Here is a 25,055-nt window from a genome sequence, read left to right on the forward strand (position 1 = left end):
GTTGCAGTCGCAGTGGGTAATTTGTATCATTGAAATAAATTCCTCCGACATAAACTCTTTCAACCATTTGAATAAAAAAATCTTAAAATGAACACAGATACATTCAATCAATTAAAAGATTAATTTATTTCCTGTAGTAAAACCTTAAATAATTAATAAAATATTCATCGAAAATTAACCCCCTTTTTTATCCCTTACACACCTTCCTTCCTTCATTTCCTTAGAACCTTCCCCTTCTCCCTTCGAATCTTCAAAAACCCTTCGAATCTTCAAAAACCCTTCGATTCTTATAAAACCTTACCCTTCATCGCCTTACTGATCGCCATATCCATCAACCTCTCTGCAAAAGGCCTGGTATATTCATTTAATTCATCTATCAACATGTGAATTTCATCTTTATCTTCTGAAGATAATTTTGATTTTAGTTGGGAGATAAGATCATTTGTTCCGGTTATTTCTTCTTCGGATAAAAGAGTTGCATTTTTTGTAACAAATCTTTCACAGGTATCGATCATGGTTGAGGCTTCTACTTTTGCTTCTACTAATGCGCGGGTAGCCATATCTTCTTTAGCATTTTTAATGGAGTCGATGAGCATCAAACTCATTTCTTCTTCAGTTAATCCGTATTGAGGAATTATTTCAATGCTCTGTTCTACGCCACTTCTTAATTCCGTTGCTTTTACAGTTAATATTCCATCTGCATTTAATTGAAAAACAATTTCAATTTTTGGTAATCCGGCAGGCATTCCCGGAATATTTTTTAATACAAATTCTCCTAATTTTCTATTATCGCGCACCAGATCACGCTCACCTTGAAACACACTTATTTTTAAACTTCCTTGTCCGTCTAAACTCGTGGTATATTGTCTTCCTGCCGATGTGGGAATTTTCGAATTGCGCGGAATAATTACATCCATTAATCCTCCCATGGTTTCAATTCCAAGACTCAAAGGAGTAATATCCAACAACAACATGTCCTTTTGATTTCCTGCAAGAATATCAGCCTGAATAGCGGCGCCTAATGCAACAACTTCATCGGGATCAAGCGTATCGTTCACTGGTTTATTAAAAAATCCGGAGACAGTTCTTTTTACAAAAGGCGTTCTCGTGCTTCCTCCAACCATAATTACTGCATCCATATTTTCAATGGATAATTTTGCATCCTTTAATGCACTTTTACATGCATGAATTGTTTTTTCTACTAACGGAGATATCAATAATTCGAAGGTGGCGATATCGAGATCACAATTTATATTATTTATAACTCCGGTATAAACTTCGTTGGCAGTTAAATGTTTTTTTGCTTCCTCTGCCTTTAATCTTAATTCCTGTAATTGATTTATATTCAGATCAGCAGCAGAAACATTATTTTGTGAAAACCAGTATTCCACTATAAGTCTGTCAAAATCATCTCCCCCCAAAAAAGTATCACCATGAGTGGATAAAACTTCAAAAATTCCGTTCTGTATTTTGAGAATAGAAATATCAAAAGTTCCACCTCCAAGATCGTACACTGCAATGGTATGTTCATCCTCCTGTTTTATTCCTAAACCGTATGCAAGACTTGCTGCGGTAGGTTCATTCACAATTCTAAGGACATCTAATCCTGCAAGTTTTCCGGCATCACGGGTCGCTTGTCGCTGTGCATCATTAAAATATGCCGGGACGGTAATTACGGCTTTAGTAATTTGTTGATGCAATAATTTTTCAGCCCGTAATTTTAATTCTTTCAAAATAAATGATGATAATTCAATTGGGGAATAAAATTTATCATCCACTTTAATTTTTACTAATCGTTCAGTATCGTCATTAATTATTTTATAACCGAGATGCGATTGAATTTCAGCAACATCAGTATACGATTTCCCCATTAATCTTTTTACGGAATAAATAGTGCGCTCCGGGTGATCTATCAGGTGTTTTTTAGCATCATTTCCAACAATTATTTCTCCATTTTCTCCGAAATAAATAATGGATGGAACTATACTCGTTTTTGCCTCATCCTTTAATGCGAGAGGTTTGCCATTTTCCTTTTCGATGACGGCAACAAGACTATTTGTTGTACCCAGATCTATCCCCACAATTATTTCTTCTCTTCGAAGTGTTCCTTCCTTTATATTGATCGCTATTTGTGCCATTTTTTAAAATTAATTGCAAAGATACGTGTTTGCGGATATGTGCTTAAAACAAAAAGAACCGATAGCATTCACTATCAGTTCTTTAAAAGCTGTTTATGTACTAATTTATTTGCCTCCTAACCACAATTTCTTCTCATATCTGTTTTTTCCGACAATTAATTGCGTAAAATAAATTCCCTCCGCAATATCGCCAATGGAAAATTGTTGCTCCTTCGAAGTAATTCCGGAAGAAAATACGAGTTTGCCGGCAGCATCGAGAAGCTGTAAAGTGCTTCCATCTTCCGGAGTATTTGTAAAGGAAACATAAATGATATTTTCAGCACTATAAATATCAATTCCGGCTTCTGCTAAATTATTGATAGAGAGTTGATCATCATCCATAATAGTGTATTCCAGCAATTCACTGGCTACATCCGTGATACAATCGCCGGTAACATTTGTCAGTTCAAAAACTACTACTTCATCTCCTTCAACGGCAAGGTCTTCATTAAATAGCACCGTAAACTCTGCTGTAGTTGGTCCACCACTGGTGAAAGTTAAAGTTTGTGGGTCATCAAAAGTAAAATCTACCCCATTATCTGCAGTGCTTAATGCTGTATTAACCTGTACATCAATACTGCAATCGTTTGCCACATCAATATTTACGGCGAGATTAACAGCATCTGTTTCTTCAATTATGGCATCTGTTATCCAACTAAATGAAATAACGGAGGGATCGGGACCAGTTGCATCATTTTCAAGAATACGCAAAGTTGTTTGATCGGGCTCTCCCAAAATACAACCAGTAGCAGCAGAAAGGTTAAAAACGATGTCTTCGTCTCCTTCCATAATAACATCGTCAATAATACTCACATTAAAGGTCTGAGATATTGGACCGCCACTTACAAATGTAACAGGTGAAGGAACTGAAAAAGTAAAATCAGAACCCTCGGTTGCAGTTGTTAATGCATCATTTAACGTTACTTCCACTGTACAATCATAAGAATCGCTCAAATGAATTGTGATAGGGAAATCGGTACCAATTTCCGCCGTTTCTTCCTCTGCATTTACAAAAGAAACTGCAGGAGGAGCATCGTTATCATTAATTGTTAAAGTATGTGTTGGAACAGCGCCCATGATACATGAACCGCTAATATCCACCAAATTGAAAACAATGGTCTCCGGTATTTCGAAATCCACATCATCAAAAACAGCAATATCAAAGGTTGCAGTTGTTGCGCCCCCGGCTGTAAATACAATTGGCGATGGGTCAACATAATTAAAATCAGCTCCTTCAGTTGCAGTTGTTAGTCCGCCATCAATTTCAACCCCAACCGTACAATCATTTGGATCGGATATTTCTATTTCTACCGTGACAGTTCCAACACCTTCATCCTCAGTAACTGCAGCATCGTTAAAAGTAATCTCTGAATCAGCAGCGCCCATATCTCCGGCAATGATCATTTCATCAGGATTGGAGTTATATGCCCAATCTTTGATCGTAAAAGAAACCGGAGTAACGAAAATATCTAATCGCATCCATCCATAATGTAATTCGCCGTCGATGTCGAATTTAAATCCGAGATATTTATCTGTCTCATCAGCCCAGGGGCCATAGGTAGAGCCTGAAAAAACGGAAGCGAAAATTGCATAATTTGCTGCATTGGATACAAAGGAAGCACCGGCACTAATTGTGGCTCCGCTGTCAAGTGCACTTGCATAAGGGAAAATATCTCCGGCATAACCCTGAAATGCATTATTTGGCCCGCCGTATCCTGCTGAACTCAAATTTCCGAATCCATTTACGTAAGTCCAAGGATACATAGTATTTGAAGCTGCTTGAAGAATTATATCATTGTAACCACCTCCATCTATATCCAAAGGAATATAAAATCCGAGATCAACGGTTATATCCGTGATATCCACATAAATGATCTGAGCATCGGCTTCTGTTGCGCCGGCAATAAATGCAGCAGCCATTGCCGAATATCCGGCCAATTTCTTTTTGTTGAGAAGTGTAGATTTTTTCATTAATAATTTTTCTTTTTAAATGATTTTAAAATTTGGCACTAAAATAATTAAATATTATGGGTGAAATATCATTCAACCGTAATATTTTAAAAATCAAATTTCCAACAATTTGTTAAGGGAGTGCTATTGATAGAATTTCCTGCGTGCGGGAGTTTATAAACATCTTCTATTGTGCGAAGTATGGTATGGTGATCGATATATTCATCATAAATTCCCTGTTTAACATTTCTACCGGTAATAAATGTGGTAATTAAATTAGTGCCGGAAGAGTAACTGCTTTCATCAAAGGTGAGAATGAATAAACTATTATTGCGTTTTGCCCAATTGATATAGTCCTTAAAATGTGTTTTCAACCAATCGTCTCCGGTTTTAATCGAACCATCGTGCATGCTGTTAACAAGATCGGGTATTATATAACACACGGTTGGAAGATCATCATAATTTTCCGGAAAATGGGTAAAGGGTTGATTGGTACTCGAATCCACCTGATTTTCTCCAAAACCCATCCAATTGGCTACAGGATTGTGTTTTCTCACGTATAATCCGTTAATATCACCATCAAAACCGGTATGTGGCAATCCCTCAGAATAAGTAACAAAGGAATATCCATTGTTTATTAATGAATATGCGAGATTTGGAGTTGTAAAAGACGCGGGAGGGCGGTCGTTATTAATAATTCCCTGATTTGATCCTGAAAATATTTCGAAATAATTTGGCTGACTCGGATGTCCGAAAGCATTGGAATTTGTAAACAAGGCGCTGTGTTTTCCGTATGCAATACTTTGAATAAAAGGAGCTTCGGTGGAATCCATTATTTGATGAAAAGAATAATTTTCAAAAAAAACGATCACCACATGATCCGGGGAAGGCAGTTTTGCATCAGTTTGCGGGGGTATTTCCTCTTTGCAGGAAACCATTACAACCATCGATAACAAAAACATCCAGATTTTAACCATTATGATTTCCCTTTTAATTAGAATTGCATTCCAGACTCAAATTTTATTTCGCAACAACAAATGTAAAAACAATATCTTATTTTCTTTAATTTTACAGCATGTGTTCCAGTTATACTTCCAAGTCGAAAATGAAAAAGGAGGAATATGAATTGGCCTATGGTGCTGAATGGGATAAAGATGATGTGGATGCTAAAAATACTTATACTGACGAAAGTGGAAAAAATACCATTGGTTATCCCGGAATTACCATGCCGGTTATTACAATTGATAAACCAAAAATAATTCAGGATTATCGTTTCGGATTTATTGCACATTGGTTAAATGCGGATAAATTAAATGAGGTGCGAAATACATTTAATGCACGCATCGAAACAATTTCAGAACTCGCAACCTGGCGCGATGCATGGAAAAATAAACAGCGATGTGTGGTATTAACAAATGGATTTTACGAACACGATAAAAAAAGAAAAATAAAAGTATTTTTTCATTTAAAAGAATCGGAAAATTTTTATTACGCAGGTATCTACAATGATTATATCAATAAAAAAACCGGTGAAATAATTAAAACCATGGCAATAGTAACTACCACTGCCAACGAATTAATTTCTGAAGTACACACCCGCATGCCCGTAATGCTTCGTCCCGGTGACGAAAAATTATGGATGGATAAAGACGCGGACCTTAATCATTTATTAATTCAATATGGTCAGCCGCTTAATGCATCTTATATCATTATGGAGGATGAAGAACCGAAAGCTACTAAAGTGGGGCAGGGGAGTTTGTTTTAACCCTTCCCTCACAGAGTTCCTTCGGTAACTCTGTGGGGACACTTAGTAGAATCGAGCACTCAGAACTCAGAACTCAGAACTCAGAACCCAGAACTCAGAACTCAGAACACAGAACTCAGAACTCAGAACTGTGAATTATTTACGCATATTCCCCCATCCACAACTTCAAACAATACATCTCCGAAACAATTAACGTAAATGCATTAAAACTTTCCTGCACGCGTCCTTTTAAGAGATAACAATTTTTTCCTTTAAATCGATATTGTTTTGCGGAGGCTGGAAAATGTGCCGTGTCTAACCAATTTCCTTCCGCATCCACAAAGGTTCCCAGATACATCAGTTCGCCGCTTTTGGTGCTGGTTGATTTTGTGGTGATGAGATATCCGGTTATCTCCACATTACGTCCCACCAACTTCGGAAAATCTTTTACCAAAACTTGTTTATTGGGGATGTGCAATACATCATCTATCATAGTAAAAGGACTGCACAAAGGAAATCCCATGAGTTTAATTTCATCCCAGGCGTCCTCTCTTTTTTCGAAATGCAATTCGGGAAATTGATAGGGCTCCGGTTTTTCTTTTTCAAATAATTCTTTTACGGGATTTGTTTTTTTTGTTTTATTTAAACGGCAATATGCTTCAACTAATAATTCGCGTTTCGAAATTCCGGTGAAACGCAGGGCATTTATCGTGATTAATATTTCTAATTGTTCGAGGTTGATGGAAATACGTTTTAAAAGATCATCCATATCTGTATAATCTCCATTTTTTTCCCGTTCGAGAATTAAATTTTCCACTAAAGCAGATTCCATTCCTTTTACATGAATAAATCCCAAATAAATTGTTTTATCGTATAAACATGTATGCATAAAACTTTTATTGATACAAGGTCCTTCAATAATTGCACCCGACCGCCTTGCTTCATGTACATACAGATCGGTGCTATAATATCCTCCGAAATTATTAATTACCGCAACCATAAATTCGATGGGATAATACGTTTTTAAATATAAACTCTGATAACTCTCCACTGCATAGGATGCGGAATGTCCCTTGGCAAAAGAATATCCCGCAAAACTTTCTATCTGAAACCATACATCATGCGCGAGTTTTTCGTCGTATCCCAATTCTTTGCAATTGGAAAAATATTTTTCTTTAATTAATTGAAATTCATTTTTGCTGCGCGATTTTCCGCTCATTCCGCGACGCAGAACATCGGCCTCCGACAAAGTGAGTTTTGCAAAATAATGTGCCACTTTAATTACATCTTCCTGATAAACCATTACACCATAAGTATCGGGCATAATTTCACCCATAACGGGATGTATATCTTTTCGATATTCGGGAAAACGATGTCGTTTGATATAGGCATCCATCATACCCGATTGTGCAACACCCGGGCGAATAATAGAACTCGCTGCAACCAACGTAAGATAATCGTCGCATAATAATTTATTTAACAGACTCCGCATTGCAGGTGATTCAATATAAAAACATCCGATCGTATTACCCGATTTTAATTGGTGATTGAGATTTGCATCCTCTTTAAATTTTTTGGTCTGATGAATATCGATATCTATTCCGCGGTTGCTTTTTACTAATTCCACTGCATCTTTAATATGCCCCAAACCACGCTGACTCAAAATATCAAATTTATATAATCCGATATCCTCTGCTACATGCATGTCGAATTGTGTTGTTGGAAATCCTTTGGGGGGAAGATGTGTTGCGGTATAATAATAAATGGGTTTATCCGAAATTAAAATTCCACCTGCATGTATACTTAAATGATTGGGATGTCCGTGCAGATATCCGCCGAAGGAATAAATACTGCGCGCAATTTTATCGGGAATACGAATATCATCACCAAATCTTCTTTCTCCATAATTTTTTACCATGGCAGCAATTTCATGGTCGGGTAATCCGAATGTTTTTGCCACCTCGCGAATAAAGGAACGATCTTTAAAAGTGGTATAGGTTGCAAGCAGACTGGTATGTTCTTCACCATATTTATCAAAAATATAATGTGTAACATCATCACGATCTTTCCACGAAAAATCGAGGTCGAAATCGGGTGGAGTTTCTCGGAATAAATTAATGAAGCGTTCAAAATACAGATCCAGTTCCAGCGGATCCACATCGGTGATGCGCAGACAATACGCAATTAAACTATTTGCCCCGCTGCCTCTGCCAATGGTGTAAAAACCCTGGTTGCGGGCGTATAATACAATGTCGCGGTTGATCAAAAAATAAGAAACAAATCCTTTCTGAATTACAATATCGAGTTCTTTATTGATGCGATCCTGAATTTCTTTGGTAATTTTTCCGTAGCGATAGGTAACACCTTCGTAGGTGAGTTGCAATAATAAATTAATGTCTTCTTTGGTGCTGCCGGTAAAAAGTTGAATATTTTTATTGGTATGAAAAGTGAAATCAAAGCTGCATTGATCTATTAATTTTTGAGCATTGTGTAATAAATAGGCGTGATCATCATAGGCCTTGATCAATTCATCATAGGTTTCAAATTGTTCGTTTTGTTTTGCGAGATCTTCATCGGTTAATTTGGTGATGATGCTCAGTTTATCCATCGCCCTCAAAATGCGATGTGCGCTAAAGTCTTTTTTATTTGCAAAGGTTACGGTTTGCAAAGCCACCATTTTATCTTTTAATTGCCGTTTTTTTGGGAAACGCAATTTTGTGAGATCATTTTTATTTACGCCGATGTATTCATTTTCATTTAACTGATATGTTTTATCTTCGTTGTAAGGATAAATAATAAATACATTTTTAAACGTTGGCGCTTCAGTAGGAATATCGAGTTTATTTTTTAAATAATAGGAGAGATAGCGGTTCAATTCCGCAAATCCATCCGCATTTTTTGCAATACCGATAAATAATTTTGTATTGCCATTTCTGAATTCAATACCTGCCTTAACATCAATATTTACCTTTCGCGCTTCTTGCAATAATTCATACCATCCCGAAGTATTATTGATATCGGTAAGCACAAACGACGTAATATTTTTCTTCTGCGCTTCTTCCAATAAACGCTCCACAGAAAGAATTCCGTAGCGAAGACTGTAATATGAATGGACGTTTAAATACAATTAGCAAGTAAATGTACCAATGTAAAAATGTACCAATGTACCAATGGGCGATCTCGTTAAAGTCAAGTTTGATGTTTTCATGATATTTATTTTATACTGATTAGTTGTCGATTAATGTGGAATTAAATTAACAATTTACCCAATAAGCTGCGGCTGATTAACAAATGAATAAATACACCAAAAACTTATAAAATACAAATGGCCACAAACGAAAATTAGTAAATGTGGTAATTAGCCAATTAGCAAATTTGAAATTTTCGCTAAATGGTAATTTAATTTCCTCCATATATTTTTTCATATTTATAAATTTTCTAAAACTTTCAATTGGAACCTCAATCATCATTCTGCGTTGGGTTCCATTTGCTAATTGGCTAATTTGCTAATTGTTTTTCTTCCCATTAAACGGATTAAACTGCTTAAACTCATACCCCATTGCCGAAACGCGTTGCACTGCTTTATCACCGTATCTTTTGCGTACGAAATCCATTTCCTGATAGAGCTGAATAATACTTTCTGAATCTTCCAATAAATTGATCTGATATCCACCGCTTACCAATCCCGAAAAACGTACACCAACTAATCGTATTAAAACCCTGCGCTCAAATAATTTATCGAATAATTCTTTCACCACTTTCATTAAAGTATGATCGGTGGAGGTGTAGGGAATACGCATTTGTTTTGTATGTGTATCAAAATCGGAATAACGGATCTTTACCGATATATTCGATGTTAATTTATTTTCTTTGCGCAATTGAAAGGCTAATTTTTCCGTCATTGCCATAAGTATTGTTTTTATTTTTTTTATATCAATGGTATCCGTTGAAAATGTTTCCTCACTGGAAATGGATTTTCTTTCTGTATAAGGTTCCACCGGAGAATTATCGATACCGTTTGCTTTGCGCCAAATGGTTTTACCATTTTCACCCAAAATATTATCCATAACCTGCAAAGGCATTTCCTGTACTGTCTTAATTTTTACGATGCCCATTTTCCGCAATAACTGTGAAGTAACTTCTCCCACCATCGGAATTTTTCTCACCGGTAATGGCGCAAGAAATTGTTTTTCAATACCGAGATCTATTTTTAAATGATTATTTGGTTTTGCTTCACCCGTTGCAACTTTCGACACCGTTTTATTTTCTGATAACCCGAATGAAATTGGCAAACCTGTTTCTTTAATGATCCTGTTGCGCACATCCTTCATATAATTATAAGTGCCGAAAAATTTATCCATGCCACTCATATCAATATAAAATTCATCTATCGACGACTTCTCATATAAAGGCACTTTTTCCTCCACAATTTCCGTCACCATATTGGAGTAATAGGAGTAATGCTCGTAATCGCCGCGCACCACTATTACTTCGGGGCACAACATTCTGGCCTGACGCATCGGCATGGCTGAATGCACCCCAAATGCCCTCGCTTCATAGCTACAACTCGCCACCACCCCTCTGTCGCCGGTTCCGCCTACCACAACCGGTTTATTGATCAGGCGGGCATCTTTGAGCCTCTCCACCGACACAAAAAATGTATCCAGATCCATGTGGACTATCAATCGCTCCCTCTCCATTTGCTGACAATTTTCGTTCTAAAAGTCAAATATACTGACTATTTCTTGACATTTGCAAGGAATTTTGACAAATGTTGACATTTTAATTGACAAATGGTGAGTGGTGAGTGGGGAGTGGTGAGTCTCCTCGCTAGCGCTTCGGAGGATGGGTGAGTGGGGTGGGAAAGGGTGAGTGGGTGGAGGAGGAAATGGGTGGATGGGTGGGTTGGGAGGCAAGTGAGGATCCCACTTTTTCAGTGGGGGTCTCACTGGGGTAGTGGTGAGGGAGTGAGTGGGGTGGGAAGGGGGTGGATGGGTAGAGGGGGAAATGGGTGGGGTAGGTGGCTTCGGATCACGATTTACGATTCACGTAAATGAGTAATGAGTTATGAGTAATGAGTTTGACTGCCGGAAAGAACCTCTCCGAATTGAGCGAATTATTCCGGAGTCAAGATTCACGAATAACGATTGACGAAAACGAGTTTGTCTCCAGGAACCGAGTGCTCAAAACCCCGGGTAGGGGTGACATTATTATAGAAAAACAAATACAATGTAGACCACAACCCCGGGTAGGGGTGGAATTATATCCCAATTTATAAACACATGCATAGCAATAAATTGAGACCTGGGAAAATGATATAAAAAAAAGATCAATTTTTTTATAAATAAGCTTTATGGTAGATAAAAAATTGAATAATATTTTTGAAATTCGATTAATATATCAAAATCGTTATGTAGGGTGGGATATAATGCCACCCCTAACCGGGGTTAAATTTCTTCTGGATTTAAAAATCTTCTATAATAATGTCACCCCTATCCGGGGTTGAATTTGTAAGCACCCCAAAAACGCAATAGTGATCGCTTTCCTAAAAATTTCATGTTTCAACTGACTGAATCAGAGGTTGAATTCATGGTATCGCAATTTGCGATACCATCCAAACAGGCACTGGGTGGGCATTTGCCTTGAAGAAGACAAAGAAATTAGGACACAGGACACAAGACTGGACACAGGACAAGGAAAAGGGGACAAAGCAAAACAAACGGTGAGTCTTTTATTACGCCATGTGGACTTTTCTTCACCCTCCAGTGGTTGGTGAAAAACACACAACCACGGCGTACGGGACGGACTCACGAATCACGATTGACGATTCACGAAAATGAATATCCTTCGAATTTAAATTATTAAGCCAGTAAATAATCCTCAGGTTTTATTCCAGTAAATCCTATGTCCAATTTCCCATGTCCTATGTCAGTCCTATGTCCTATGTCATATGTCCTATGTCCCGCTCAAATGAATTCCACATCCATCCCCATCTTATATCGCATTAAATATTCCACTCCCGCATTTACATTTAAATTTTCAAAAATACCGGAGGCGAGGGTTTTGATGATGGGGCAATTTACGTTGTAATAATTTGCGAGGCCATTTGCGATGCGGATGGTGTTGATACCTTCTGCAACTTCTTCCATCGAATGAATAATATCATTTATTTTTTCTCCCTTCGCCAAACGAAATCCAACAGTGTAATTTCTACTGCTAGGAGAGGAGCAGGTTGCAATAATATCGCCTATACCTGCTAAACCTAAAAACGATTTAACATCTGCACCTAAGGCTTCACTTAATTTAATTATCTCTGCCCAACCTTTGGTAATTAATAAGGCACGCGCATTTTCACCCATATTTAATCCGGTAATTATACCGCTGCCGATTGCGAGAATATTTTTTAATACTCCCGCTAATTCCACTCCAACAATATCATAACTTCCATACACCTGAAAGCGCGGACCTTTTAATGCATTTTGTCCTTCATGTATCACTTCATCAAAACGACTCGCAATAACAGTTGCTGCCGGAAGGCCCTGCGCAATTTCTTTCGCAAGATTCGGTCCCGCCATACAACCAACGCGCACAACAACCGACTCACTGCGAATTAATTCGCTCATGGTGAGTACATTCTTTCCTGCTATGCGCGATTTTGCTTTTAATTTTTCTAATCCTTTTTTCTTTACTGCCAATCCTTTTGTTCCGTGAATTAAAATATGATCGGGTCGAAGGAATGGTGACATAGTGCGTATCATATCCTTAAATCCATCACTGGAAACAATGGGAAAAATTAAATAACATTCTTTTGCAACAAGTGCAATATCATTTGTAACGGTAATATTTTTATGCAGAATTTGATTTGCAGATCTATTATTTGCGATGATCTCCGCAACATTTTCGGGGCGACGTGAATATAAATATACATGGTTATTTTCTGCCAACAAATTAGCAACTGCGGTCCCAAAACTTCCCGCACCAACTACGCCAACAGATTCTTTTTTAGACATGGTCTTCTAATCCGTAACCTTCCAGTCGGTTATGATAAAATAATAATAATTTCATATCCTGACATTTTATTGTTCCGGATTTAGTAATTAATAAAGGACGTTTATTGTGATATACTCCGAGTTTTTTAGTAGCATATTTTATCATTTCATTCACATCTTCCGCAAGAACAATTGGATCTAATCTTATTTCACCCTTATGTTCCATTTTGGAAAGTTCTTTTACTACTTTTTTTACGGCAGCGGTTAATTCCTCCATGGTTAACTCTCGAAACTCTTCTGCCATGCGCAATACAGAATAAAGATCGCTGTTGTGATGTTTCTTTTGAAAGGTTTTAAATGCCGCATAAGCAACTACATTTTCAGGAAGTGCAACATTGTTCTTTCTAAATGCTTTGAGAATTCCTTCACTCAACATTTTGGTATACACTGCATCGCGTTGTGTATCATATTTTAAAACACCCTTCGATTTAAAATAATCGCGGATGTCAATTTCGTTTCCATTATTATCCAGACTTTTTCCGCTATCATCCACCGGATTTCCGAAGATATCCATACATCTGCCAAAAGAAATTGTAAAGTCAGCATCGGCACTAAAAAAACGATACATGAATTTTACAATTTTATAAGAGGAAGATGATTTATCACTCGGAACAAAATATCTCTCCTTTCCAACATTTTTTAAATAATCATCAATTAATTCCGGTGCTTCCAATACGAAACCATAATTTAAATTAACAGGTACTACATATATCTTTTTATAATCCACTCCCTGAGAATCGATAATTAATCTGCGTTGCGCTTCCAGTGCAGTTCCAAGCAAACCTAATTTTAATTGTGATTCAATCATATTGCTGCGCGAACGCGTTCCTCCCGGAAAAAATAAACTATGTCCGCCCCGCATGATCACCTCTGTGGAATATACTTTTAATGCTTCAAGATAAATTGCATTTTTCTTTCTTCTGTCTACACGATATGCACCCAATCTATTCATAAAAAATGCAAGAAAACGCACTGAAAATAAATTCATTCCTGCACCATAAAAAAATGCCGGCAAACCAATAGCGGAAATTCCCCAACCAACTGTTATTGAATCTATATTACTTGTATGCGTTGGAACCATAACAATAATTCCATCCTTTGCCAAATTCCGCAATTGTTCAATTTCACCAACCAGATGAATGCTATTTAAGAGATCTTTTTTATTATTAAATAATCTTCTGAATGCGCGGCTATGCGATGCATTTAATAAACGATTAAAAGCGAAAGGAACAAATCGCTCAGAAAAATTATAAGTGCGTTTACTAAAATTCCCGACAATTTCTGAAACATATCTTTTTAATATACTTTTCAGAATTGCTTTTTCTTCTTCAATTTTATTATCGGGGTGACTTTCTAGTTTAATTAAATTATTTTTCACCGACGACCAGAATTCCTTATCATCGGAAGGGTCGGTTTTCCAAGGTCTTTCAACGCGAATTTTTTCCAAATACACTGCTTTGGCAAGCTCATTTTGCAATGCTTTTTCGGATGGATCTTTTTTGAGAATAGCCTGCAGTGTTTCCTCCACTACGTGGTCGATCAGCCATGCCCGTTGATTGCTCAATTTCGCGATTGGCCAATCGTCGATATTCGGTAATATCCTTTTATAAGGGTGTGTTGCCCGTTTATGTTTTCCGTTTTCTTCCCCCATGCGATGCAAATATAAAGGGTTTGCCTTGTTTTAAAGGATTGAAGGCGGTATTTGAACGTTTAGGCGTATTTTTGCATTATTATAGCACTTAAGCACACTTTTTGCTTATGCAATAAAAACCTGGGGTTGACAGGAATTGACAGCATTGTTCATTGACAAGTAAGCATGCAGAGCATTGTAATTTGGCTCTTTAATCTCAAGCTACGAAACAATTTTACACGGCGAGTCTAACTACGCCATGGCAGCTTAATTCCAAGAATTAAGTAGCCTTCGTTCTCAGAATCGATTGTCTGATACGGTTTTGAAGGACGTCACAACATCAGAATAGGGATGTAATTTTCCGCTGCACCCCGAGATAAAGGAAATAAGGATATTCTCAGGTCCGACCGTTCACCCTGAATATCCCGAAAACCAAGAATGGCCTAAGCATGTAGAAAGCTTGTAAATGCTTTGGCTGGACGTGGGTTCGATTCCCACCAGCTCCACGAAGACGGTCTTAACGCTATAGCGTTAAGACCGTTATTTTTCATCATAACTTTGCTTTGATGAAGCACACTCGTTTATTTCTCAATCAATTTCAGTAAATTTTATCTGTCTTGAAAAGACAAATTTTGACATTCATTTTATCATCTTTGACGATTTTGATATTTAGAAAATACCGGATTAGATCCAATAATCACCAAATATCAGTGGTAATTATCATTACTTGTTTAGGTGTGAAAATTACATTACCTTTGAATAAAAGAAGAAATGGCTAAAAATTATACAATTGATCAAAGTGCCACTACAGGCTTTTGGTATTGGCAATGCAAGGATGGCAGCTCTGAAGGGTATGCAGGTACGAAAAGCGAAGCGAAAGCAGCGGCACAAAGCGCTTGTTCTGCTGGATATGTTATCACGCCACCTAAGGTAGATGCAACTGTTATTTCTGGATATTTGGCTACATTTTCGGCAAAGGATTTAAATAATCAAATAAACACTTTTAGTGTCGGAGAAATTTCTGAAAACTCTTTTTGTGGTTTTTTTGGACTTGACTGCTTTGAAAATTCGCAATCAAGTGATGTCCTAAAAGCTACTACAATTTTGAAAATTTGGGGAATTTACAGAGGTGGAATTACTTCAACACAAATTAAAACCTTGCATTATTTAAATAATACAGAATTCAATAAACTAATTGCTCGTCAATATTTTGGCTTAGAAATTACAATTAATGATAATGGCACAATTTCTTGGAGTTTTCCTTCTTAATTATTATTTTTTGTTTCCAATTGGGAATAATCCTACTGGGACTATTGCAGGTCCCGGAAAAGAATTTTATGTAGATGAATATGAAATAACTAATTTAGCTTGGAGAGAATTTTTATTTTTTATGGAAGAAAAAGATTCCAATAATTTAAGTAAGCTAGTACCTGATTCTGCAAGTTGGTATAAAGTTTATTCTGGTAATTATTTAAAACCAAATGATTTTGACAATTACCCAGTTGTAGGGATTGATTTTTTTCAAGTCAGTCTTTTTTGTGAATGGAGAAGTGAAGTTGTAAGCAAACGAACTGGGAAGGAAATTATTTATTATTTGCCTTCTAAAGAGGAGTTTAATTTAGCAGTTGATTTTTTTAATAAAAATGAATTCACTGCAAAACTTTCAGATGTTCATATAATTGATAAAAAAAGTAAGGTGAAAGGCCTTTGTTCAAATGTTTCGGAAATGACCAATGTCGAAGGTTTTGCTATGGGCGCAAATTGGAATAGTGAATCAGCCAGTTGTTATTTACAATCAACTTATACTGAAAATTCTGAATATGTAGGATTTCGATGTTTTGCCAAGTTTGTTAAATAAATATAATCAATCTTGATCGTCGGAGTAATGGGATGGACGTAATCCTGTTATAATTTTACTTTGGGTATTTAAGTATATGGCAAGAACAAAAGCTTATTGTATTTTTATACAATTCCTTCATTTTCAATATTATCGGGTTCGATAACGGTACCCTCAACTCCACGAAGACGGTCTTAACGCTATAGCGTTAAGACCGTCTTTTTTTTATCAAAACTTTGCTTAAGGATGAACACTCATTTATTTCTCAATCAATTAGGGATATTTTGAGCAACTAAAAATTGAAATTAAATCAGCAATTTTTGGGAATGTAGTGAAATTTATTTCAGAAATAGAAATGTATAGAATTACCAATTAAATTAAATAAAAACGTATTGGGGTTAATGCCTATTAAATAATAATTTCAGGTTTTCGTAAATTATTTAAGGCAAAGAGATTTCTGTCGAGTAATTTTTATTCTCTGAGACAATTTTGACTATATTTATTCCAGATGGTTGTAATAATTCAAAAGAAAAAAACGAATCAGTCATAAAACGTGAAAGTATTTACTTTTCCTGAAGATCGAAAATGAAAATTCCTGATTCTCCAACCAATTTATTTAGGTTGATATAAACTCTTTGGAACAACGCTAGTATTGGTAGTTGCAAAAGTACAGAAAAGGCCTACTTTTTTGCCTACTTACATAGGTGTTTTTTCCATAGATCAAAATAGTTTTGAATTATTGCAAATTAACTTTGTCAGTTCTATGTTGTTTTTCATCAGAAATCAACTCAACAACATACATGCCTTTTGATTCTCTTAATTTTATTTCAGTAAATTGATTAATCAGTGTACCGGAATAAACTTCTTTTCCTTTTAAATCATAAATATGAACTTCAACCTTATTGATTACATCATTTAAATTTATATAAATCGTAGTATTAAAAGAGTAAACAGTGGCTTGTAATATATTTGTTTCATTAATCCCAACTGTTGTTGTATCACCAATCATATCGCCTGCAGCAATTCCGACATCACATTTTGCTTCATACGCAAAATCTTTAACAGTTATTTCTTTGCCACTGTTTTTTACATCGCAACGTATCCAACCGTAATGGTAACACCCCTCGATATCTTTGAAATAAACACCTAAATAATGATCTAGAACTTCTGGATACCATTCACCACCTTCGTGAGAATATGCCCCTTTATCTGTTGTATATCGAAAAGCCACAACTTCTAACCCAAATTCCTGAAAGCTTAAACTATCATTAATATTTTCGCCTTCTGCTAAGGCATATGGAAAATACATTGTAAAAGTACCAGCTGCTGAACCACCCCATATTTCAGTAAATCCTGCGATATAATTTCCTGCTATTTTTGGGCCGGCATTAATTACACTCAAATGAGAAGTTACATATCCAGAATAGTAAGTAGTGGCTAAAAAGTCGAATGATCTTTTTAAAACAGAAAAATCCAAAATTCCGTCATTGTTCATATCAATATCAAATAGCTCCATGTGATAATTGATAACGGTATCAGGAATGTCAGTATAAACAGCTTCTGCTGCTGCTTCTTCATGTAAGAGAAGAAAACAGACAGCAGACGCTGAATACCCTTGGATATTAAATTTTGCTCTTTTCATTGCTTAACAAGCTCTTTAACAACGAAGTTATTGTCATCAAATCTAACCATTATTTGATAAACTCCTACACTCAAACGGGAGATGTCCAGAGCCTTACCATTGCTAAGCTCCGTCTCTCGAGTTACCTCCCATTCATTTTGAATAAATCCCGAGTAATTTTCATTTTGCCTGAATTTTATTAAATTTGAGGTGTAATCCATTATGAAAAACACTTTCAAAAAACTCCTTGCGTATTCCTCAAGTGCAAATGCATTTTTGTTAATGGCGCCCAATGCAAACGGACAAGTCGTTTATCATAATATTGATCCTGATACCTTGTTACAGGGTGCCTATATTGATGACTTAAATGATTCACTTAATGTTGATTTTAATGGTGATGGTGTTACAGATATTCAAATCAGATATAATGGGGCGATTGAGTGGTATGTTGTGGGCGAATTGGAAACGAATGCTTATGGTATAATGACTGCTTCTATAAAACAATTTAATGCAGTAATTAAAAACACAGACTACCCCGGTCTTTATGGTGCAGATAATCTGGCTTCCGGTTTTTCGATCAATAACTATGGCGAGTGGAATGAACTTGATTCTATCAGGCTCTTTTATTTTAATCAATATTATTCATCCATACCCTTTGAAAATTGGTTTGAAGAAAATCAATACCTCGGAGTACAATTTATGATCGGTCCTGAAATGCATTATGGATGGGTCAGATTGAGTATTAGTAACTATGGTATTACGGGAAGAACACCATTTGTTGCCGTTCAGGATTTTGCCTACGAAATGACACCTAACACTCCGTTGATCATTGCAAATCCCACCGCATCAATTGCAGAGCATGTATTCATGACGGACGAGTTTGACTATCAGAATTCCTCTGACTTTAAAGTGCAATTTAATAAAGCCATTGATGAATCTACCATTAGCGCTTACCGCATTTTTTTATATAAGTATAATTATCCTTCAATTACGCCTCCTTCTGTCGCACTGTTGGAAACCTTGCCGCCGGAGCGATATTTTGAAGTCTTACCTACAGGTTCTCCCATGTATGAAACGATGCTTCCGGCATCGCTGACTGATATCAACGGCGACCCGATCCTGACCGGTTATCCCAATTATTATAAAGCCATAATTTTATCTGTGGCTGATGGTGTTTTAGCTGTAGAAAATAATGCTTCATTACCTAGTATTAACGTTGTAGATGTATTGACTAAAGTGGAAGGCCCCTATAACCTGACAATTAACAAACCAACGGAAAATTGTGATATAACGGATTTCACTGTTACCTTTCATAAAGCAAACGATGAATCCTATATCGCTGAATACAGAGTTTATATTTTAAATGATGACCACGGTATAATCTCTGAAAATGATCCATCTTATTACGTTTCTGTGATTCCTGATGGTACTGACAATTATTCAGTTACACCAACAGCAGATAAATTAGTATTTGAAGACACGATACCAATTTTATTTCAAAATTATTATGCGGAGATCATGACCATTGGTGATAGCATTCATGCTACCTTGGCAAATTTTAATTATACCCGATATGGTCAATCCTATTACGAAGGAGATGAGGAAGAGTTATATTGTGAGCACTATGATCACACGCCGGTTATTTCATTTATAGATACTACCAAGACCCCGGCAGACATTCAGGTGCAGTTTAACGGTCCTGCTAAAATTAGCGGACTGAGTGAATACAGAATTTTTATCGTACCGGAAGCGGAAGTTGATGAATTTACAGTTAGTAAGGCCGCAGATATTCCATGGATGAATTATTATAAAGTTATCGAGCCTGTCACGGATCTGAATGTAGAGCTGCCGGCCAACCTTCCGGATATAAACGGAGATACTGTTACTCTCGAAAAAAGATATGCAGTCATTATTGCCCTATTCGATACAAATATTCCGGCGAAGATCGCTATATCGTCTCCGTCTGAAATGTTCAATTTTATTAGCGATGAAGGAAACTTACCCTTGCCATATTCCTATATTTATAACGACGTATTATATGTGATCAGCAAAGACGATCAGCCGTATACTTTAATTATGTACAATATGGCTGGCATAACGGTGATGACTTATGAAATAACATCAGCCATAACATTAATTGACCTCAGCGACTTACCCAAAGGGACTTATATCATTAAAAGTAAATCCGCGGCAGGATTGCCCGTTACTAAAGTATTTATCGGGCATGCAGGGTATTGAATTGTGCATTTTTAATAAGTAAAATGATGACCACTATCTTGGAGACAAAATGTTAAAGGAAATTTACTCTTTATGGTTCAACAAATTAATTTAAATAATTATTATTTTTTTACTCGACAAAACTTTACCATCACTTAAAATACTTATAATATAAATTCCTGATGGATAAGATTTTAAGTCAACTATTGTTTGATTGCCAGTAATTTCATTTAATAATATCGTTTGACCCAAATAGGAGGAAATATTATAGGTTATATCTTTTAATTTATTTATCTCATCAATATTAATCGTTACCTGATTATCAAAATTTATGATCTCAATTTCCGGAAAATAGTTTGGTTCACTTATTGAGGTTGACGCCGTGTCTTCCGAAATTAAATAACAGGAAAGATCGCGGTTGTAGCCATCTCCGGTTGCAGAAATAACTGCATAATAGTACTTATTTAAATCGATTGATTCTCCTGTAACGGTATAAATGTTATCACTTAAATTAACAGAATAATATGGAGCACCTGTTTTTGGAACTGAAGTGCTGTATCCGTCTAGCAATAAATTATTGAGATCAAAGCCTTCTGTCGGATCTTCTATCAACCCAATTTTATATGATCCAATATCACTTTCGTCTTCATCTTTACTGAAGATCACTGTTAGGTCTGCAGCTGTGCCAGTATCATCAACTTTTATAACAGATGAACCAAGTGAAAGTGAACATGACTGTTTAATAGCTTTGAAAATTGGGCAAGGAGTTGATAATGTAATATGCGAGGTATCTCCATCGAGTGGAATTTTCATAAAATATGCCGTATAATAATTATCAGGATCATAATTGTCGCCATTTATAGTTTTAGTTGTTGCATCAAAATATTTATAAATGTAGGTATATGGAATTATTGTATCTCCACTGATTGTACTATAATTTGATGGATCTAAAGCCATTGCATCTGAAACTGAAAAATTAGTTGCATCAGAAAAATTATCAATTAAATAAATTCTTAATTCTGAATAATCTGTTAAATATGCGGAAGAATATTTATACACCAACTCCGAAAAATCGTCAGCATCCGTAGAATTAATAAATATAGGATCAATATTTTCTCCGGGAACATTTGTGTAACATGCGATAGGTGTATTTGCTAATGTTTCGTATCCAAGATCATAAATTACCAGCGAATAATCAATGCCATACCAGTCATCAAAATAGAATTCGTTGTCAATATCGCCTATTGACAACCTCACCCAACCATAATGTATGGAATCCTCGATATTTAATTTAATGGGCAAATAATTGTTAAAACCATTAAAATTACCTTGTGAATACACATTATAACCAGTCCCGGAAGTCCAGCTTCTCCATGCAGTTGCAATATTTTGGCCATCATCTTTCCAACCAATAAATTCATCAACAATGGAACCTGCGTTAAAAGCATAAACATTATACGCATTTAAATCGTATAATTCGTAATCTTCCTCTGCTCCAATTGCGATCACTTTGTCATAAATTTCTACACCTATCGATGCATAACCTCCCGAAGACTCATAATCAAATACAAGATCATCTATCCCGTTGTCATCAATATCAATTCGAAGGGTGTCATGAGATATAAAAGGAGAATTCCATTTAACAATTCTGAGATCCTGGTCAAAATCCAATATTGTAACTTGAGCATTCAATTTGTTGAGACCAACGAATGAAGTAGCCAAAATTGCATATGCTTCAAGTGAATATTTGCTGCGTTTCATTATGTAGTGGAGGTTAGCTCTTATAAAATTAGTCCAAAAATCGGAATTTGAAGTAGTAATTGTTTGAAATGCATCATTTTTTGTGTGAATTGTAGTATATATTTAGTAAGGTAGGATTTTTAAATTCTTTGTTGAGTTCTGATTTACCTATACCATTCTCCATTAGCAAAACTTTTAAACTTCCCTCTTTATGCAATCCCTTCACTTTTGCATCCGATAAGAAAATCATTCACTTAACCAACTAAAACCAATTGTATGAGACCCATTTTCTTAATTTTCGGAATTGTTTTTTTATTGCTTAATGCTTGTTCATCTAATTCGATGGAGGAAAGTAAAAGTTCGCAAGAGCAAACCAAGGTTTTACTAAAAACGAATGCACCGGTCACTATTACCGATTTGGAACCAACGGTAATTCCGGAGGATAGAAAGATCATTAAATCCGGAGAAGTAGTTTTCGAAACAAATAACGTTTCTGAGACAGAAAAATTCTTAAAATCTGCCGTTAAACAATTTGATGCATTCATTGCGATGGAATCGATAAGAAGTATTGACAGTGTTGATCAAAATGTAATAGAGATAAGAGTTCCTGCAGTTTATTTTGATGCTTTGTTGAGTGCTGTTTCCATTCAGGCTGGTAGTTTGATAAAAAAGGAAATTTCTTCAGAAGATGTCACCGAAGAATATGTTGATACGGAATCGCGTATTCGCTCTGAAAAGCAATTGGAAGCGCGTTATTTCGAGTTATTAAAAAATTGCAAGACCATAGATGAGATGCTTAAAATGGAAGCCGTATTATTAAAGGTGCGCACAGCAATTGAAGTTTCTCAGGGAAGATTGAATTATATAGATGCAAGATCAAATTACAGCACCTTGCGCATCATTTATTATGAGCCGCAAAAGAATATTGCATTAGTTTCCTCTCCAACTTATTTCGATCATATTAAATCAGCATTTAATTCGGGTTGGATATTTGTGCAGAAATTATCCATTGGATTAATTACTATTTGGCCATTGCTCATTTTTACAGGAGCGGGGTTGTTTATTGTTTGGAGGATAAGGAGGACGAAGATGCGGAAGGGGATTGTAAGTTGAAACCTGTAGTTAAAAGGAGTTATTATGTTAAATCGTGATTTGACTTTTAGAGCTGGGAAAAGCAGCATCGGCAGTAAACAATCCTATATCCCATTTCCCATGTCCTATATCAGTCCTTTATCCTGTGTCCTTCATCCTATGTCCCAATTCCCATGTCCTATATCAGTCCTATGTCCATCATCCTAAATCCCTTTCCCTATCTTTGCACAATGACCGATTTTTTATCCAAAGAATACTGGGAAGAACGTTACGCAACCGGCGAAACTGCCTGGGATATGGGTATTGTTTCTCCTCCCTTAAAAGCCTATTTTGATCAACTGACCAATAAGGATCTGAGCATATTAATTCCCGGAGCAGGTAATTCGCATGAAGCGGAATATCTAGCAAATGCAGGGTTTACAAATATTACCGTGATCGATATCGCCGCCGCACCTGTAGAGCGATTAAAAAATGTATTGGGAGATTTTATTGATGATACATGCCACGTAATTCAAACCGATTTTTTTGAACATCAAGGTGAATATGATCTTGTAGTAGAACAAACATTTTTTTGCGCTCTTCCGCGATCCATGCGCGAAGATTATGTAAAAAAAATGTCGGAATTATTATCTCCCCAGGGAAAAATAACCGGAGTAATGTTCAAAACAGAATTCGAAAATCCGGGTCCCCCCTTTGGCGGAACACCGGATGAATATCGCAAATTATTTGAACCACTTTTTGAAATAAAAATATTGGAAAATTGTTATAACTCACATCCAAAAAGAGAAAAGAATGAAGTATTTGTTCAATTTGTGAAACGCGGTTAAAACAAAAGTTTTATTTCATATTAAATTTCGATTTAATAAAGATCAGACTTTTTGCATAGGCATCTGCTGCTAATTCAGCATTGTGTTTTGGATTGCTCGGATTTGCAAATGCGTGATCCGCATCGTATTCTTCCACTTTTAAAGGTTTATTCAGTGCAAGCATATCTGCTTTAAATTGATCAACTACTGTTGCTGTTATCCATTTATCTTTATTAGGCCAGATCATTAAAACATCGGCATTTAATTTGGAAAGTTTTGCTGTATCTGTTTCCGGGAAATCCGTAATACATAACGCTTCCTACAGCCTTTTCACCCGCTGCAATGCCCGCCTGTAAAGAAAATGCACCACCCATACACCAACCTATAGTTACGATCTCCGCTTTTTTTCCGACGTGATCCAATACACCCTCCAGTATTATTTTTGCTCTTTGCTGATCAAGGTTTTTCATATAGTTCTGCGCGCTGTCTTTTGTAATTGCCACTTTACCGTCGTACATATCAATTGCAAGAACATTTACATTTCCCCCAAGATCTTTATATAATTTTTCTGATTCCAATCTTATATAATCATTTAATCCCCACCACTCATGAAATACCAATAAATATTTATCGGTTTTTTCTGTTGCTTTAAGAGCAAATGCATTTGCATCTTTTCCATCACTGCATTTAAATGTGATCATTTCCCCATTTTCGCTGATAAAATTAAAAGGCAAAGGTTCATCATGCATATTTACAAAAGCAAGATCATCCGTAAATGCCGCAAATCTTTCAGGTGCCGAACAGCAACTTGCATTTTGAGCAAATGCATAGTTGATTCCTATAATGCTGATTATTAATACGATTATTTTTTTCATAATTGTTGATATTTATTGGTTAAAATTAATGAAAAATGAGGGAAATGAACAAAGAGTGCGTAAAAAGGGGGGAACGCTGATGACGCGGATTTGGCGGATTTAAAGGATAAAAAAAATAAATAATTCGGAATTGGGGAGCGAGTGAGGCTCTCGCTCTTCGCGAGGGTCTCACTAGTGGTAAACAACCCGCGGCTCTTGCTCATGGCGAGGGTCTCACTAACGGTAAACTGCCCACTGCTCTTACTCTTCGCGAGGGTCTCACTAACGGTAACAACCCCTGCTCTGCTCTTAAGAGGAATCTGACTTACAGTGTTGAC

At 36.2% G+C, this 25,055-nt stretch carries 16 protein-coding genes, 1 other RNA gene and 1 pseudogene; 8 read left to right on the plus strand and 10 right to left on the minus strand.

All coding sequences use genetic code 11. From position 1 onward, the window contains the following. Positions 1-287: 287 nt before the first annotated feature. The 3 genes from hscA to IPI31_12280 form a co-directional block, all read right to left on the minus strand. On the minus strand, positions 288-2,138 hold the full coding sequence (hscA, locus tag IPI31_12270) for a Fe-S protein assembly chaperone HscA (GenBank protein MBK7568589.1): 1,851 nt from the start codon (positions 2,136-2,138) through the stop codon (positions 288-290). A gap of 105 nt (positions 2,139-2,243) precedes the next feature. Next, positions 2,244-4,148, minus strand: a complete 1,905-nt coding sequence (locus IPI31_12275; protein MBK7568590.1) for a T9SS type A sorting domain-containing protein — start codon at positions 4,146-4,148, stop codon at positions 2,244-2,246. A gap of 86 nt (positions 4,149-4,234) precedes the next feature. Then, positions 4,235-5,104 carry an acid phosphatase gene (locus tag IPI31_12280; GenBank protein ID MBK7568591.1) on the minus strand — a complete coding sequence of 290 codons (870 nt, stop codon included), beginning with the start codon at positions 5,102-5,104 and terminating at the stop codon, positions 4,235-4,237. Between the two features lie 98 nt (positions 5,105-5,202). Here IPI31_12280 and IPI31_12285 point away from each other — a divergent pair, with 98 nt between their 5' ends. Next, positions 5,203-5,892: an SOS response-associated peptidase gene (locus IPI31_12285; protein MBK7568592.1), complete on the plus strand. Its 690-nt coding sequence runs from the start codon at positions 5,203-5,205 to the stop codon at positions 5,890-5,892. Positions 5,893-6,031: 139 nt separating this feature from the next. On the opposite strand, the gene IPI31_12290 is transcribed toward IPI31_12285, so the two are convergent. Both IPI31_12290 and dinB read right to left on the minus strand, forming a co-directional pair. After that, positions 6,032-8,998, minus strand: coding sequence for a DNA polymerase III subunit alpha (locus tag IPI31_12290; protein ID MBK7568593.1), 2,967 nt, complete (start codon positions 8,996-8,998; stop codon positions 6,032-6,034). A 379-nt stretch (positions 8,999-9,377) separates the two neighbouring features. Next, positions 9,378-10,571, minus strand: coding sequence for a DNA polymerase IV (dinB, locus tag IPI31_12295; GenBank protein ID MBK7568594.1), 1,194 nt, complete (start codon positions 10,569-10,571; stop codon positions 9,378-9,380). An 856-nt stretch (positions 10,572-11,427) separates the two neighbouring features. On the opposite strand from dinB, the gene IPI31_12300 reads away from it, so the two are divergent. Then, positions 11,428-11,517, plus strand: a complete 90-nt coding sequence (locus IPI31_12300; GenBank protein ID MBK7568595.1) for a hypothetical protein — start codon at positions 11,428-11,430, stop codon at positions 11,515-11,517. Between the two features lie 320 nt (positions 11,518-11,837). On the opposite strand, the gene IPI31_12305 is transcribed toward IPI31_12300, so the two are convergent. Continuing rightward, positions 11,838-12,881, minus strand: a complete 1,044-nt coding sequence (locus IPI31_12305) for an NAD(P)-dependent glycerol-3-phosphate dehydrogenase (GenBank protein MBK7568596.1) — start codon at positions 12,879-12,881, stop codon at positions 11,838-11,840. Continuing rightward, positions 12,874-14,571: a 1-acyl-sn-glycerol-3-phosphate acyltransferase gene (locus IPI31_12310; protein MBK7568597.1), complete on the minus strand. Its 1,698-nt coding sequence runs from the start codon at positions 14,569-14,571 to the stop codon at positions 12,874-12,876. Before IPI31_12310 ends, IPI31_12305 begins: the two co-directional genes overlap by 8 nt. Positions 14,572-14,693: 122 nt before the next feature. Between IPI31_12310 and ssrA the strand changes: the two genes are divergently transcribed. From ssrA to IPI31_12325, 3 genes are all read left to right on the plus strand, one after another. After that, positions 14,694-15,059: a transfer-messenger RNA gene (ssrA, locus tag IPI31_12315) on the plus strand. A gap of 262 nt (positions 15,060-15,321) precedes the next feature. After that, positions 15,322-15,819, plus strand: a complete 498-nt coding sequence (locus tag IPI31_12320; GenBank protein MBK7568598.1) for a hypothetical protein — start codon at positions 15,322-15,324, stop codon at positions 15,817-15,819. After that, positions 15,788-16,408: an SUMF1/EgtB/PvdO family nonheme iron enzyme gene (locus IPI31_12325; protein ID MBK7568599.1), complete on the plus strand. Its 621-nt coding sequence runs from the start codon at positions 15,788-15,790 to the stop codon at positions 16,406-16,408. The genes IPI31_12320 and IPI31_12325 overlap by 32 nt, the downstream gene beginning before the upstream one ends. 715 nt (positions 16,409-17,123) lie before the next feature. Here the strand turns inward: IPI31_12325 and IPI31_12330 are convergent. After that, positions 17,124-18,029: a T9SS type A sorting domain-containing protein gene (locus tag IPI31_12330; protein MBK7568600.1), complete on the minus strand. Its 906-nt coding sequence runs from the start codon at positions 18,027-18,029 to the stop codon at positions 17,124-17,126. Positions 18,030-18,230: 201 nt separating this feature from the next. Between IPI31_12330 and IPI31_12335 the strand changes: the two genes are divergently transcribed. Further along, positions 18,231-20,246 (plus strand): T9SS type A sorting domain-containing protein, encoded by a 2,016-nt coding sequence (locus IPI31_12335; GenBank protein ID MBK7568601.1) that lies wholly within the window; start codon positions 18,231-18,233, stop codon positions 20,244-20,246. Positions 20,247-20,336: 90 nt separating this feature from the next. On the opposite strand, the gene IPI31_12340 is transcribed toward IPI31_12335, so the two are convergent. After that, positions 20,337-21,986 (minus strand): T9SS type A sorting domain-containing protein, encoded by a 1,650-nt coding sequence (locus IPI31_12340; protein MBK7568602.1) that lies wholly within the window; start codon positions 21,984-21,986, stop codon positions 20,337-20,339. A 255-nt stretch (positions 21,987-22,241) separates the two neighbouring features. On the opposite strand from IPI31_12340, the gene IPI31_12345 reads away from it, so the two are divergent. Together IPI31_12345 and IPI31_12350 are read left to right on the plus strand one after the other, a co-directional pair. Further along, positions 22,242-23,078 (plus strand): DUF4349 domain-containing protein, encoded by an 837-nt coding sequence (locus IPI31_12345; GenBank protein ID MBK7568603.1) that lies wholly within the window; start codon positions 22,242-22,244, stop codon positions 23,076-23,078. Positions 23,079-23,287: 209 nt separating this feature from the next. Continuing rightward, the gene (locus IPI31_12350) at positions 23,288-23,884 is read left to right on the plus strand and encodes an SAM-dependent methyltransferase (protein MBK7568604.1); all 597 of its coding nucleotides are present in this window, start codon (positions 23,288-23,290) and stop codon (positions 23,882-23,884) included. Positions 23,885-23,894: 10 nt separating this feature from the next. On the opposite strand, the pseudogene IPI31_12355 reads toward IPI31_12350, so the two are convergent. Continuing rightward, positions 23,895-24,738, minus strand: a pseudogene (locus IPI31_12355) (dienelactone hydrolase family protein). Positions 24,739-25,055 lie beyond the last annotated feature (317 nt).

The organism is Bacteroidota bacterium, assembly GCA_016706865.1.
Classification (GTDB): domain Bacteria; phylum Bacteroidota; class Bacteroidia; order Chitinophagales; family BACL12; genus UBA7236.

What these genes read in the sequence shown, in the direction of transcription:
- IPI31_12330 (MBK7568600.1), bottom strand. Translation starts at nt 18,029, where the DNA reads ATGAAAAGAGCAAAATTTAATATCCAAGGGTATTCAGCGTCTGCTGTC.
- IPI31_12335 (MBK7568601.1), top strand. Translation starts at nt 18,231, where the DNA reads ATGAAAAACACTTTCAAAAAACTCCTTGCGTATTCCTCAAGTGCAAAT.
- IPI31_12320 (MBK7568598.1), top strand. Translation starts at nt 15,322, where the DNA reads ATGGCTAAAAATTATACAATTGATCAAAGTGCCACTACAGGCTTTTGG.
- IPI31_12280 (MBK7568591.1), bottom strand. Translation starts at nt 5,104, where the DNA reads ATGGTTAAAATCTGGATGTTTTTGTTATCGATGGTTGTAATGGTTTCC.
- IPI31_12340 (MBK7568602.1), bottom strand. Translation starts at nt 21,986, where the DNA reads ATGAAACGCAGCAAATATTCACTTGAAGCATATGCAATTTTGGCTACT.
- dinB (MBK7568594.1), bottom strand. Translation starts at nt 10,571, where the DNA reads ATGGAGAGGGAGCGATTGATAGTCCACATGGATCTGGATACATTTTTT.
- IPI31_12350 (MBK7568604.1), top strand. Translation starts at nt 23,288, where the DNA reads ATGACCGATTTTTTATCCAAAGAATACTGGGAAGAACGTTACGCAACC.
- IPI31_12305 (MBK7568596.1), bottom strand. Translation starts at nt 12,881, where the DNA reads ATGTCTAAAAAAGAATCTGTTGGCGTAGTTGGTGCGGGAAGTTTTGGG.
- IPI31_12345 (MBK7568603.1), top strand. Translation starts at nt 22,242, where the DNA reads ATGAGACCCATTTTCTTAATTTTCGGAATTGTTTTTTTATTGCTTAAT.
- hscA (MBK7568589.1), bottom strand. Translation starts at nt 2,138, where the DNA reads ATGGCACAAATAGCGATCAATATAAAGGAAGGAACACTTCGAAGAGAA.
- IPI31_12275 (MBK7568590.1), bottom strand. Translation starts at nt 4,148, where the DNA reads ATGAAAAAATCTACACTTCTCAACAAAAAGAAATTGGCCGGATATTCG.
- IPI31_12300 (MBK7568595.1), top strand. Translation starts at nt 11,428, where the DNA reads ATGTTTCAACTGACTGAATCAGAGGTTGAATTCATGGTATCGCAATTT.
- IPI31_12325 (MBK7568599.1), top strand. Translation starts at nt 15,788, where the DNA reads ATGGCACAATTTCTTGGAGTTTTCCTTCTTAATTATTATTTTTTGTTT.
- IPI31_12285 (MBK7568592.1), top strand. Translation starts at nt 5,203, where the DNA reads ATGTGTTCCAGTTATACTTCCAAGTCGAAAATGAAAAAGGAGGAATAT.
- IPI31_12310 (MBK7568597.1), bottom strand. Translation starts at nt 14,571, where the DNA reads ATGGGGGAAGAAAACGGAAAACATAAACGGGCAACACACCCTTATAAA.